Source organism: Microbacterium sp. NPDC077391 (genome assembly GCF_040686955.1).
GTDB lineage: Bacteria > Actinomycetota > Actinomycetes > Actinomycetales > Microbacteriaceae > Microbacterium > Microbacterium commune.
On sequence record NZ_JBFBMI010000002.1, the window covers coordinates 67,072 to 79,964 of the forward strand.

The window sequence follows — 12,893 nt, forward strand, 5'->3', positions numbered from 1 at the left end:
GTGCGCGCACCACTGCACCGGGGTGCGCACGAATCACTGCGGCGAGGTGTGCGTCTGCGCCGCGCGGCATCACGGCCGGGTTCGGATGCGGGGGACGCCGGTCAGGGCGTCGATCGGACGGCGGTGGATGCCGTCGTGGTCCTCGACGGGATATCCCTCGCGAACCCAGTACTCGAAACCGCCGATCATCTCGCGCACCGAGTAGCCCAGAGCCGCGAACTCCAGAGCGCCCTTGGCGCCGGCGTTGCACCCGGGGCTCCAGCAGTAGACGACGACGGAGGCGTCGGACGGGATCTCCACCGGCGCTCGCTCGGCGATCTCGCTGTAATGCATGTGCACGGCCCCGGGAACGCGACCCTGTGCCCACGCCTCGTCGGAGCGCACATCGACGACCACGAGGTGTGTCCCCGCCTTCCGCGCCGCGTGCACGTCGCTCGCATCGGTCTCGTACTGCAGCTTGGCGGCGAAGAACTCGTGTCGGTCGATCATGGTCACAGGGTAGCGCGCCGGTATCGTGCCTGCGCGCTCATGACATCCTGCCGAGGAGCGTGCGAACTCGTCTCGTCGCTTGCCGCACCTGCTCGGACCGCACGGACGGACGCCGAGGGCGACGGAAGGACGCCGAGGGCGACGGACGGACGCCGAGGGCGACGGAGAGCCGTGGAGACGACAGAGGGCCCGTCCGGATTCGGACGGGCCCTCTGTCGTGGGGGAGTGCGGCTTACTCGCCGTCCTCCGACTTCTTCTTCCTGCGCGGCTTGGCCGGGTCCTTCGCGATCACCGAGCTGGGGGTGTTCGGCGTCTCGTCGACGTGCAGATCGGTTGCGGCGATCTGGTCTTCGGAGGTGACACCCGCGCGAGCGTGTGCCCCGGCGATCTCGGCCGCCTCGATCTCCGCGTCGTGCGCCAGCGTGTGCTGCTGATGCGCGTCGGCTGCCGCGATCTCGGCCTGGGTGAGCGGCTGCAGGCGGTCTTCGTAGAACCACCGCGAGATCGAGCTGCGAAGGTTCTCGTGCCACGGGATGCGGCCCTTCGCGTTCGGGCGCACGACGAGAGGCTCGTAGGTGGCGTAGTCGATGAGCTTCCAGCGGTCGTACACGTCGACGGGCTGGTGCACCTCGATGAACTCGCCACCGGGCAGGCGCACGATGCGGCCCGACTCGTAGCCGTGCAGAACGATCTCACGATCCTTCTTCTGCAGCGCGATGCAGATGCGCTTCGTCACGAAGTACCCGAGGATCGGGCCGACGAAGAGCAGGGCCTGCAGGGCGTGAATGACACCCTCCATGGTCAGCATGAAGTGCGTGGCCATGAGGTCGGACGAGGCCGCAGCCCAGAGCACCGCGTAGAAGATCATCCCGGCGACACCGATGGCGGTGCGGGTCGGGGCGTTGCGGGGACGGTCGGCGATGTGGTGCTCGCGCTTGTCGCCCGTGATCCACGCCTCGAGGAACGGGTAGATCGCCACGGCGACGATGAACAGTCCGAGCACCAGCACCGGGATGACGATGCCGAGCGACAGCGTGAAGTTGCCGAGCATGACGTCGAGGTGCGGGGGAGCGAGACGCAGGGCGCCGTCGGCGAAGCCGATGTACCAGTCAGGCTGAGTGCCGGCCGAGATCGGGGACGGGTCGTAGGGACCGTAATCCCAGAACGGCAGGATCTGGAAGAACGAGGCGATCAGGACGATCACACCGAAGACGATGAAGAAGAAGCCGCCCATCTTCGACATGTACACCGGCATCATCGGGTAGCCGACGACGTTGTCGTTCGTGCGGCCGGGGCCGGCGAACTGGGTGTGCTTGTTGATCACCATCAGCATCAGGTGCAGCACGATGAACGCGATCACCAGCAGCGGCAGCAGCAGGATGTGCATCGTGTACAGGCGGCCGACGATGTCGTCGCCGGGGAACTCGCCGCCGAAGATGAGGAACGAGGTCCAGGTGCCGATCAGCGGCAGACCCTTGATCATGCCGTCGATGATGCGCAGACCGTTGCCCGAGAGCAGGTCGTCGGGCAGCGAGTAGCCGGTGAATCCCTCGGCCAGGGCGAGGATGAAGAGCACGAAGCCGATCACCCAGTTGAGCTCGCGCGGCTTGCGGAACGCGCCGGTGAAGAACACGCGCAGCATGTGGATGCCTATGCCGGCGATGAACACGAGTGCCGCCCAGTGGTGGATCTGGCGAACCAGAAGGCCACCGCGGATGTCCCACGAGATGCGCAGCGCCGACTCGAAGGCCGCCGTCATCTCCACGCCGCGCAAGGGCGCGTACGCGCCGGTGTAGTGCGTGGGGGCCATCGAGGCCTGGAAGAAGAACGTCAGGAACGTTCCCGACAGGAACACGGCCACGAACGCCCAGAGCGCGATCTCGCCGAGCATGAACGACCAGTGGTCGGGGAAGATCTTGCGACCGAGCTCCTTGACGAGCCCCGACAGGCTGGTGCGCTCGTCGAGGTAGTTCGCCGTCGCGCCGATGAAGCGTCCGCCCAGGGGCTTCTGCTTGGTGTCCTCTTTAAGAGTTGCGGTGCTCAATGACGCTCCCAGAAGCTCGGGCCGACGGGTTCGGTGAAGTCGCTCTGCGCGATGAGGTAGCCCTCATCGTCGACGGCGATGGGCAGCTGCGGCAGCGGTCGCGCTGCCGGGCCGAAGATGACCTTGGCGTGGTCCGTGACGTCGAACTGCGACTGATGGCACGGGCACAGCAGGTGGTGGGTCTGCTGCTCGTACAGCGCGACGGGGCAGCCCACGTGCGTGCAGACCTTGGAGTAGGCGACGATGCCGTCGTAGGACCAGTCCTTGCGGTCCTCGGCCTCGATCAGCTGCTCGGGTCGCAGACGCATGAGGAGCACGATGGCCTTGGCCTTCTCCTCCATGTATCCCTCGCTGTGGCCGAGCTCGGCGAGCGGCTCGGGGATGACGTGGAAGGCCGAACCGAGAGTGACGTCCGCGGCGCGGATCGGGGTGCCCTCGGGGTCACGCGCCAGGCGCATGCCCTCTTCCCACATGGTGTGCTTGAGAAGTGCGACCGGGTCACCGGCGATGGGGTTGCCGTGCGAGTTGTTGTGCGGTGCGAGACCGCGGAACAGCGTGAGGCCGGGCAGGATCGAGGCCACGACCGCGGCGATGAGCGAGTTGCGGATGATCGCGCGGCGCCCGAAGCCCGAGTCCTCGTTGGCCGCGGCGAACGCCTCGACGGCGCCGGCGCGAGTGGCGTCCTTGCCGCGGGTCGGGTGGCGGTGCTCGATGTACTCCTTGTCGGACATCAGCGCCTTCGACCAGTGGATCGCGCCGATGCCGAGCGCCAGCAGCGCGAACGCGATGCCGATGCCGATGTACATGTTGTTGTGGCGGATGTCGATCGCCATGCCGCTCTCGATCGGGAACAGCATGTATGCGGCGACCGCCCAGATGCTGCCGGCGAGCGACAGGTAGAACAGGGTGTAGACCGTGCGGACCGCAGCCTTCTCGGCGCGCTGGTCCTTGTCGGTCATCCGCTCACGGTGTGGCGGCAGTCCCGGGTTCTCCGCAGGATCGCTGACTGCGACGCCCAGCCCCCGCGAGGGCTCGTAGGCCCTGTCGAGAGCCTGCGTGTCGTCGTCGTGTGCCATGGTGCTCCTCGTACGTAACTCTTCGATGAAAGTGCGTCAGTTGGACTTCGCCGTGATCCACACGGTGAGGGCGACCAGCGCGCCGATTCCGAAGATCCAGATGAACAGGCCCTCCGACACGGGACCGAGCGATCCGAGCGTGAAGCCGCCGATCTGCACGGCCTCCTGCTGGTAGACGAGGGCGGCGATGATGTCGCGCTTGTCCTCGGTGCTCAGGTTCATGTCGCCGAAGACCGGCATGTTCTGCGGGCCCGTGACCATGGCCGCGTAGATGTGCAGCGGGCTGGTGGAGGTCAGCGCGGGGGCGTACTTGCCCTCCGTCAGAGCGCCACCGGCGGCGGCGACGTTGTGGCACATCGCGCAGTTGATGCGGAACAGCTCCGCGCCGTTTGCGATGTCGACCTCGTCGCTCGCGTTGTCGGGGTTCTCCTCGCCTGCGGTCACCCACTTGTCGGGGTAGCTCGGGCCGGGAGCGACACTCTGCACGTAGGCGGCCATCGCGCGAATCTGCGCGTCGGTGAACTGCACGGGCTTCTGCGGCGCCTGCGGGCCCTGCATCTGCAGCGGCATGCGGCCGGTCGCCACCTGGAACTCGACGGACAGCTCGCCGACGCCGATGAGGCTCGGTCCTTCGCTCGTGCCCTGCATGTCGATGCCGTGGCAGGTCGCGCAGTTCGCGGTGAACAGCTTCTGGCCGTCCTCGACGGTCAGCTCTGCCGCAGCACTGGTCTGCGTGTCAGCGGTGGATGCCATAGCAGCGGACGCACCGGCGTACACGCCGCCGGTGAGCAGCAGGCCGGCGCCGATCAGCGCGGCAGCGGCGAGGGGACTGCGGCGACCGCGGGAGCGGTGCTTCTTCACTCGTGCCATTTCGGGAAATCGCTCCGCTCTTATTTCAGGAAGTAGATGACGGCGAACAGGACGACCCAGACGACGTCGACGAAGTGCCAGTAGTACGACACGACGATCGAGGAGGTCGCCTCCTTGTGGCCGAAGTTCTTGACCGCGTATGCGCGGCCGATGACCAGCACGAAGGCGATGAGACCGCCGGTGACGTGCAGAGCGTGGAAGCCGGTCGTGATGTAGAACGCCGAGGCGTACGAGTCGGCGGTGATCGGAAGGCCCTCGGCGACGAGCTGCGCGTACTCCCACACCTGGCCGCTGACGAAGATCGCGCCGAGGATGAAGGTGAGCCAGAACCACTCGACCATGCCCCAGCCGAACAGGCGACGACGGCCGAAGGCGTTCACCTTGCCCTTGTCGATGCGATAGGGCTGCAGGTCTTCGGCGGCGAACACGCCCATCTGGCAGGTGAACGACGACGCCACCAGGATGACGGTGTTGACGAAGGCGTACACCACGTTGAGCAGCTCGGTGCGGTCCGCCCAGAGCTCGGGGGAGGTGCTGCGTAGCGTGAAGTAGATCGCGAAGAGTCCCGCGAAGAACATGACTTCGCTGCCGAGCCACACGATGGTGCCGACAGCGACCGGATTGGGGCGCTTGATGGTTCTTGCCGCCGGGGCATACGTCGCTGAGGTGGTCACCAGACCATTATGGCCGATTCCGCGCGGGGATTCTCGCACCGACGTGGCCTGTCTCGCTGTCCTGCGACTAAGGAAGACCTAAGAAGCACCTGCGAATGTGCCGCGTTCCCACGTCCAGCGGGGTGTGCGATGACCACGGGGCACGCGTCATCTCGAAACGGCATCATCCTCCGCGCGATTAGGATCGCAGTCATGGCTGACACCCTCACCTGGCCCGATCTGCTCTCGACGCTTCTGGATCGCCGTGATCTCAGCGTGTGGGAGTCGACCTGGGCGATGCGCCAGGTCATGCGGGGAAGGGTGACGGATGCCCAGCTCGCCGGCTTCCTCGTGGCGCTGCGCGCCAAGGGCGAGACCATCGACGAGATCGTCGGCTTCCGCGATGCCATCCTCGAGGCCGCCGTGCCGCTGCCGGTGTCGTCGGATGTGCTCGACATCGTCGGAACCGGTGGCGACCGCATCGGCACCGTCAACATCTCCACCACCGCGGCGGTCATCATCGGGGCATCCGGGATCCCGGTGGTCAAGCATGGAAACCGCGCCGCGAGCTCCTCGTCCGGGTCGTCCGACGTCCTGGCCGCCCTCGGCCTCGACATCTCGCTCGACCCCGCGCGGGTCGCCGACGCGCTTGAGCGCACGGGGATCACGTTCGCGTGGGCCGCCGCCTTCCACCCCGGTTTCAAGCACGCCGGCGTCGCGCGGTCCGAGCTCGCCGTGCCGACCGTGTTCAACATGCTGGGTCCGCTGTGCAATCCGGCGCGCGCCGAGGCGAACGCCGTCGGTGTCGCGCAGCTCGACCGCGTGCCGCTGATCACGGGGGTGTTCCGCACCCGCGGCGCCACGGCGCTCGTGTTCCGCGGCGACGACGGACTCGATGAGCTCACCACGACCGGACACAGCCGCATCTGGGAGGTCACGCGCGGAGACATCCACGAGCACGACCTCGATCCGCGCGACCTGGGCATCCCGCTCGCCGAGCTCGACGACCTGGTCGGCGGGTCTCCCGAGCACAACGCGTCCGTCCTGCGGCGCACCCTGGCGGGCGAGAGTGGAGCCGTGCGCGACATCGTGCTGCTGAACGCCGCCGCCGGCATCGTCGCCTACGAGCTCTCGCACGATTCGACGCTGACGCAGGTCCCGATCGTCGAGCGGCTCCGCGACGCGTACACGCGTGCGGCCGAAGTGATCGACGACGGACGCGCCTCAGCCAAGCTCGATCAGTGGGTCCAGGTCACCAGGGAGCCGCTGCCCGCCTGAGCGGAGCGGAGCAATCGTGGAAGCCGCCGACGCCCTCCTCGAGATCGCCGCGCTGCTCGAACGCGAGCGCGCGTCGCGCTACCGTGCGAAGGCGTTCCGGCAGGCGGCAGCCGTGGTGGCGGCCCTTCCGGCTGACGTGCTGAGCGACCCCGCGCGTCTCAAGGCGCAGAAGGGCATCGGCGATTCGACGTTCGCCGTGATCCGGCAGGCGCAGCAGGGGCGGGTGCCGGACTATCTCGTCGAGCTCCGCGGCGAGGTCGAGCCCGAGCGGCGCTCCGCGCTTCGCGCGCGCCTGAAGGGCGACCTGCACAGTCACACCGACTGGTCAGACGGGACGACCCCGATCGAGACCATGGCGGCTGCGGCACGAGCGCTCGGTCACGAGTACCTGGCTGTCACCGACCACTCGCCCCGGCTGAAAGTGGCGCGCGGACTGTCGCAGGAGCGGCTGCGCGAGCAGATCCCGCTGGTGCGTGCGCAGTCGGGTGACGGACTCACGATGCTCGCCGGCATCGAGGTGGACATCCTCGAGGACGGCGCGCTCGATCAGACCCCGGAGATGCTCGACGAGCTCGACATCGTCGTCGCCTCGGTGCACTCGAAGCTGCGGATGGATGCGGAGCCGATGACCAGGCGGATGCTCGCGGCCGTCGCGGATCCCCGGGTCAACGTGCTCGGCCACTGCACGGGCCGCCTCGTCGAGGGATCCAGGGGCACGCGCCCGTCGTCGCAGTTCGATGCCAGAGCGGTGTTCGCGGCGTGCGCCGAGAACGGCGTCGCGGTCGAGATCAACTCACGACCGGAGCGTCAGGACCCTCCCGACGACCTGATCGCCGTCGCCCTCGAGGAGGGATGCCTGTTCTCCATCGACTCGGACGCGCACGCCCCTGGTCAGCTCTCGCTGCTCGACCATGGAGCCGAGCGCGCGGAGGCGGCCGGGGTGCCGGTGGAGCGGATCGTCACGTCGTGGGGGCTCGAGCGCCTGCGCGCCTGGGCGCGCGGCTGAGTCAGCCGGCATTCCCCGCGGATGCCAGAGCGCCCAGCGCGCGCGTCATCGATGAGCCCAGGTTCCATCGCTCGGCGAAGGCCTCGGCGGCATCCCGCGCCGTATCGTCGAGCTCAGCATCGTCGAGCTCAGCCAGGACGACGCCGGGAGCGGAGATGTCGAGGTCGGTCGCGACCTTCACCACGGTGGGGGCCACATCGAGGTAATCCGACGCCTCGGCGAACCGCCGTGCCGCGGTCGCCGTGAGCTGCCCCTCCTCGGCGGCGGCGCGGATGCCCGCGAGGTCGCCGTGGGAGAGCAGCAGGGTCGCCGCGGTCTTCTCGCCGACGCCCTTCACTCCGGGCAGACCATCCGACGCGTCGCCGCGCAGGGTGGCGAAGTCCGCGTACTGAGAGGGGAGCACGCCGTACTTCGCGACGACGGTCTCGTCGGTGACGATCTCGAGGTTGCTCATGCCGCGTGCGGTGTAGATGACGCGCACGTCCCGGCCGTCGTCGACGAGCTGGAACAGGTCGCGGTCGCCCGTGACGATGTCGACCGGGAGCGATGCCCGTGTGGCCAGCGTGCCGATGACATCGTCCGCCTCGTGCTCGGCCGCGCCGATGATCGGGACGCCGAGGACGCCGAGCGCCTCCCGGATCAGCGGGATCTGCTGCTGCAGGGCATCCGGAACCTCCTCGACGTCGGGCGCGTCGGCGATCTGCTCGACCACGCGATGCGCCTTGTAGCTGGGGATGAGATCGACGCGCCACTGCGGACGCCAGTCGTCGTCCCAGCAGGCGACGAGCTGCGACGGGCGGTAGAGCGTCACCAGCTTGGCGATGATGTCGAGCAGTCCGCGGGCGGCGTTCACCGACGACCCGTCGGGCGCCTTCGCCCTGTCCGGCACGCCGAAGAAGGCCCGGAAATAGAGGCTGGCGGTGTCGAGCAGCATCAGTCGTTCGGTCACCGCCCCAGCATAGGAGCAGAGGGGGAGCATCCCGGCGGCGGATCTGATAATCTGAAGCGTCACTCGTGGCAGGCCTGTGCCTGCCCTCGTGGCATCGCAATCGACATCCACCTGCTTCGAACATCCATCCCGGCGTGCGCGCCGGGCCTCGAAGCCCGATCTTCCATTCACAAGGACAACCCACTACATGACTAGCGCAACGACCGCCCCGGCCACCAAGCAGGTCGCGATCAACGACATCGGCTCTGCTGAGGACTTCCTGGCCGCGGTCGAGAAGACCCTGAAGTTCTTCAACGACGGCGACATCATCGAGGGCACGATCGTCAAGATCGACCGCGATGAGGTTCTGCTCGACGTGGGCTACAAGACCGAGGGCGTCATCCCCTCCCGCGAGCTCTCCATCAAGCACGACGTCGACCCCAACGAGGTCGTCGCCGTCGGCGACCAGGTCGAGGCCCTCGTTCTCCAGAAGGAGGACAAGGAAGGCCGTCTGATCCTCTCCAAGAAGCGCGCACAGTACGAGCGCGCCTGGGGCGACGTCGAGAAGATCAAGGAGAACGACGGGGTCGTCACCGGCACCGTCATCGAGGTCGTCAAGGGTGGCCTCATCGTCGACATCGGCCTGCGTGGCTTCCTGCCCGCGTCGCTCATCGAGCTGCGCCGTGTCCGCGACCTCACCCCGTACCTCGGCCAGGAGCTCGAGGCGAAGATCCTCGAGCTCGACAAGAACCGCAACAACGTGGTTCTCAGCCGCCGCGCCCTGCTCGAGCAGACGCAGTCCGAGTCGCGCACCACGTTCCTGAACAACCTGCACAAGGGTCAGGTCCGCAAGGGCGTCGTCTCGTCGATCGTCAACTTCGGTGCGTTCGTCGACCTGGGTGGCGTGGACGGTCTCGTGCACGTCTCCGAGCTGTCGTGGAAGCACATCGAGCACGCCTCCGAGGTCGTCGAGGTCGGCCAGGAGGTCACCGTCGAGATCCTCGAGGTCGACCTCGACCGCGAGCGCGTCTCGCTGTCGCTGAAGGCGACCCAGGAGGACCCGTGGCAGGTCTTCGCCCGCACCCACGCGATCGGCCAGATCGCACCGGGCAAGGTCACCAAGCTCGTTCCGTTCGGTGCGTTCGTGCGCGTCGCGGACGGCATCGAGGGCCTCGTGCACATCTCCGAGCTCTCCAGCAAGCACGTCGAGCTGGCTGAGCAGGTCGTGTCGGTCGGCGAAGAGGTCTTCGTCAAGGTCATCGACATCGACCTCGAGCGTCGCCGCATCTCGCTGTCGCTGAAGCAGGCCAACGAGTCGGTCGACCCCAACGGCACCGAGTTCGACCCGGCCCTGTACGGCATGCTCGCCGAGTACGACGAGAACGGCGAGTACAAGTACCCGGAGGGCTTCGACGCCGAGACCGGCGCCTGGAAGGAAGGCTTCGACGCTCAGCGCGAGGCATGGGAGCAGGAGTACGCCGCTGCGCAGGCTCGCTGGGAGGCGCACAAGGCTCAGGTCGTCAAGGCCGCCGAGGCCGAGGCTGCCGCGGGCGACGACTTCGGCGCTCAGACGTTCTCGACCGACTCCACCGGTGCCGGCACGCTGGCCGACGACGAGGCTCTCGCGGCTCTGCGCGAGAAGCTCTCGGGCGGCAACAGCTGATCACGGATCACGTCAGGAACGGGTCGTCACCTTCGGGTGGCGGCCCGTTCCGCGTATCCGGACCAGCGGACGTCGCGTGCCAGGATGGACGGATGCCACTCATCGCGCTCACCGGGGGCATCGCCTCGGGCAAGTCGACCATCGCCGCGCGCCTCGCGGAGCACGGTGCGACGGTGATCGATGCCGACGCGATCGTACGTGAGGTGCAGCAGCCTGGCGGCGCCGTGCTCGAGGCGATCGCCGACGCCTTCGGTGCGGAGATGATCGCCGCGGACGGATCACTCGATCGCGCAGCGCTCGGGGCGCGGGTCTTCGGCGACGAGGCCGCGCTGCAGCGATTGAATGCGATCGTGCATCCGGCCGTGCGCGCGGAGTCGCAGCGTCGCTTCGACGCCGCCTTCGCCGCCGACCCCGCCGTCGTCGTCGTGTACGACGTGCCGCTGCTCGTCGAGGCGCGCGTCGACGACCCGTGGGATCTCATCGTGGTGGCGGATGCCCCGGCCGAGGTGCGCGTGCAGCGGATGACGCGACTGCGCGGCATGTCAGAGGACGATGCGCGCCGCCGGATCGGCGCGCAGGTCTCGGATGAGGAGCGTCGGGCGATCGCCGACGTCGTCATCGACACGTCGGGAAGCGTCGAGCACACGCTCGAGCAGGTCGACGCGCTGTGGCGTTCGCTGACCGCGTCACCGTGATCGACTGCTGAGCCCCCCCCGCTCGCGCCCGGTGTCGGAGGGTGCTCGTAGGCTGGTGGGATGCAACCCACGCGCAGCGTCCGCCCCTTCGAGGTCGTCAGCGAGTACATGCCCGCCGGCGATCAGCCGCAGGCCATCGCCGAGCTCGCGGCGCGCATCAACGCCGGCGAGACCGACGTGGTGCTGCTCGGTGCCACCGGTACGGGAAAGTCGGCGACGACCGCCTGGCTCATCGAGCAGGTACAGCGGCCGACCCTGGTCATGGCGCACAACAAGACGCTCGCCGCGCAGCTGGCGAACGAGTTCCGCGAGCTCATGCCGAACAACGCGATCGAGTACTTCGTCTCGTACTACGACTACTACCAGCCCGAGGCCTACGTCCCGCAGACCGACACCTTCATCGAGAAGGACTCCTCGGTCAACGCCGAGGTCGAGCGGCTGCGTCACTCGACGACGAACTCGCTGCTCAGCCGACGTGACGTCGTCGTGGTCTCGACCGTGTCGTGCATCTACGGCCTCGGCGCCCCGGAGGAGTATCTGCGCGCCATGGTCGCGCTGCAGGTGGGGGAGCGGTACGACCGCGACGCGCTCATCCGCCAGTTCATCGCGATGCAGTACAACCGCAACGACGTCGACTTCTCGCGAGGCAACTTCCGGGTGCGGGGCGACACGATCGAGATCATCCCGGTGTACGAGGAGCACGCCATCCGGATCGAGCTGTTCGGTGACGAGATCGAAGCGCTGTACTCGCTGCATCCGCTCACCGGCGAGGTCATCGCCAAGCTCGACTCCGTCCCGATCTTCCCGGCGTCGCACTACGTCGCGGGCACGGACGTCGTGCAGCGCGCGATCGGCACGATCGAGCACGAGCTCGAGGAGCGGCTGGCCGAGCTCGAGCGCCAGGGCAAGCTGCTCGAGGCGCAGCGGCTGCGCATGCGCACGACGTTCGACATCGAGATGCTGCAGCAGCTCGGCTTCTGCTCGGGCATCGAGAACTACTCACGGCACATGGACGGCCGCATGCCGGGCGAGCCGCCGCACACGCTGCTGGACTTCTTCCCCGACGACTTCCTGCTCGTCATCGACGAGTCGCACGTGACGGTGCCGCAGATCGGCGCGATGTACGAGGGCGACGCGTCGCGCAAGCGCACGCTCGTCGAGCACGGATTCCGCCTGCCCAGCGCGATGGACAACCGTCCGCTGCGCTGGGACGAGTTCAAGAACCGCATCGGGCAGACCGTGTACCTGTCGGCGACGCCTGGCAAGTACGAGATGGGCATCGCCGACGGCGTCGTCGAGCAGATCATCCGCCCCACCGGTCTCATCGACCCGCAGATCATCGTGAAGCCGTCCAAGGGCCAGATCGACGACCTGCTCGAGGAGATCCGCCTCCGCGTCGAGCGCGACGAGCGCGTGCTGGTGACGACGCTCACGAAGAAGATGGCCGAAGAGCTCACCGACTTCCTCGGCGAGCACGGTGTGCGCGTGCGCTACCTGCACTCCGACGTCGACACGCTCCGCCGCGTCGAACTGCTCAGCGAGCTGCGCGCCGGTGTGTACGACGTGCTGGTGGGAATCAACCTGCTGCGAGAGGGACTCGACCTGCCGGAGGTGTCGCTGGTCGCGATCCTCGACGCCGACAAGGAGGGCTTCCTGCGATCGGGAACGTCGCTCATCCAGACGATCGGACGTGCGGCTCGAAACGTCTCGGGTGAGGTGCACATGTACGCCGACAACATGACCGACTCGATGGCGAAAGCCATCGACGAGACCGAGCGCCGTCGTGAGAAGCAGATCGCGTACAACAAGGCGAACGGCGTCGACCCGCAGCCGCTGCGCAAGCGCATCGCCGACATCACCGAGGTGCTCGCCCGAGAGGCTGCCGACACGGCCGACATGCGATCGGCGCGCAGCAAGAGCGGCAAGGGGAAGTCGCCGACGCCGAACCTGCGGCGCACGGGCATCGCGGCGGAGGGCGCGGCGCAGCTCGAGGAGACGATCGCGGATCTGTCGGATCAGATGCTTGCCGCCGCAGGCGAGCTCAAGTTCGAGCTGGCCGCGCGCCTGCGCGACGAGGTGCAGGACCTGAAGAAGGAGCTGCGGGCGATGGAGCGGGCCGGACACGCCTGATCCTTCGCGCGGGGCGCATGGCTCGACGGCGAGGGTCCGGGCCGGGGCGAGAGCCTGGCCG

At 67.9% G+C, this 12,893-nt stretch carries 11 protein-coding genes; 5 read left to right on the forward strand and 6 right to left on the reverse strand.

Features of this window, described 5'->3' with window-relative positions:
- Positions 1-69: 69 nt before the first annotated feature.
- From AB0O65_RS05620 to AB0O65_RS05640, 5 genes are all read right to left on the reverse strand, one after another.
- A complete protein-coding gene (locus tag AB0O65_RS05620) occupies positions 70-489 on the reverse strand; it encodes a rhodanese-like domain-containing protein (protein WP_313478248.1) in 420 nt (139 codons plus the stop codon).
- A 232-nt stretch (positions 490-721) separates the two neighbouring features.
- A complete protein-coding gene (locus AB0O65_RS05625; RefSeq protein WP_071643058.1) occupies positions 722-2,533 on the reverse strand; it encodes a ubiquinol-cytochrome c reductase cytochrome b subunit in 1,812 nt (603 codons plus the stop codon).
- Positions 2,530-3,609 (reverse strand): Rieske 2Fe-2S domain-containing protein, encoded by a 1,080-nt coding sequence (locus AB0O65_RS05630; RefSeq protein WP_363383591.1) that lies wholly within the window; start codon positions 3,607-3,609, stop codon positions 2,530-2,532. The genes AB0O65_RS05625 and AB0O65_RS05630 overlap by 4 nt, the downstream gene beginning before the upstream one ends.
- 36 nt (positions 3,610-3,645) lie before the next feature.
- On the reverse strand, positions 3,646-4,479 hold the full coding sequence (locus AB0O65_RS05635; protein ID WP_271637358.1) for a cytochrome c: 834 nt from the start codon (positions 4,477-4,479) through the stop codon (positions 3,646-3,648).
- 20 nt (positions 4,480-4,499) lie between these two features.
- Positions 4,500-5,156 (reverse strand): heme-copper oxidase subunit III, encoded by a 657-nt coding sequence (locus tag AB0O65_RS05640; RefSeq protein ID WP_363384035.1) that lies wholly within the window; start codon positions 5,154-5,156, stop codon positions 4,500-4,502.
- A gap of 189 nt (positions 5,157-5,345) precedes the next feature.
- On the opposite strand from AB0O65_RS05640, the gene trpD reads away from it, so the two are divergent.
- Both trpD and AB0O65_RS05650 read left to right on the forward strand, forming a co-directional pair.
- Complete coding sequence (gene trpD / locus AB0O65_RS05645) at positions 5,346-6,410, forward strand: anthranilate phosphoribosyltransferase (protein ID WP_363383594.1); 1,065 nt, start codon at positions 5,346-5,348, stop codon at positions 6,408-6,410.
- A 16-nt stretch (positions 6,411-6,426) separates the two neighbouring features.
- Positions 6,427-7,416, forward strand: coding sequence for a PHP domain-containing protein (locus tag AB0O65_RS05650; RefSeq protein WP_071643066.1), 990 nt, complete (start codon positions 6,427-6,429; stop codon positions 7,414-7,416).
- A 1-nt stretch (position 7,417) separates the two neighbouring features.
- Here AB0O65_RS05650 and AB0O65_RS05655 read toward each other — a convergent pair whose 3' ends face one another.
- Positions 7,418-8,365, reverse strand: coding sequence for a 5'-3' exonuclease (locus tag AB0O65_RS05655; RefSeq protein WP_363383596.1), 948 nt, complete (start codon positions 8,363-8,365; stop codon positions 7,418-7,420).
- 187 nt (positions 8,366-8,552) lie between these two features.
- On the opposite strand from AB0O65_RS05655, the gene rpsA reads away from it, so the two are divergent.
- From rpsA to uvrB, 3 genes are all read left to right on the forward strand, one after another.
- Positions 8,553-10,007 (forward strand): 30S ribosomal protein S1, encoded by a 1,455-nt coding sequence (rpsA, locus tag AB0O65_RS05660; RefSeq protein ID WP_071643070.1) that lies wholly within the window; start codon positions 8,553-8,555, stop codon positions 10,005-10,007.
- Between the two features lie 92 nt (positions 10,008-10,099).
- Positions 10,100-10,702 (forward strand): dephospho-CoA kinase, encoded by a 603-nt coding sequence (coaE, locus tag AB0O65_RS05665; RefSeq protein WP_071643072.1) that lies wholly within the window; start codon positions 10,100-10,102, stop codon positions 10,700-10,702.
- Between the two features lie 60 nt (positions 10,703-10,762).
- Positions 10,763-12,832, forward strand: a complete 2,070-nt coding sequence (gene uvrB, locus AB0O65_RS05670) for an excinuclease ABC subunit UvrB (protein WP_071643074.1) — start codon at positions 10,763-10,765, stop codon at positions 12,830-12,832.
- Positions 12,833-12,893: the final 61 nt, after the last annotated feature.

Coding starts and splice junctions, on each gene's coding strand:
- AB0O65_RS05635 (WP_271637358.1), bottom strand. CDS start 4,479: ATGGCACGAGTGAAGAAGCACCGCTCCCGCGGTCGCCGCAGTCCCCTC.
- rpsA (WP_071643070.1), top strand. CDS start 8,553: ATGACTAGCGCAACGACCGCCCCGGCCACCAAGCAGGTCGCGATCAAC.
- uvrB (WP_071643074.1), top strand. CDS start 10,763: ATGCAACCCACGCGCAGCGTCCGCCCCTTCGAGGTCGTCAGCGAGTAC.
- trpD (WP_363383594.1), top strand. CDS start 5,346: ATGGCTGACACCCTCACCTGGCCCGATCTGCTCTCGACGCTTCTGGAT.
- coaE (WP_071643072.1), top strand. CDS start 10,100: ATGCCACTCATCGCGCTCACCGGGGGCATCGCCTCGGGCAAGTCGACC.
- AB0O65_RS05620 (WP_313478248.1), bottom strand. CDS start 489: ATGATCGACCGACACGAGTTCTTCGCCGCCAAGCTGCAGTACGAGACC.
- AB0O65_RS05630 (WP_363383591.1), bottom strand. CDS start 3,609: ATGGCACACGACGACGACACGCAGGCTCTCGACAGGGCCTACGAGCCC.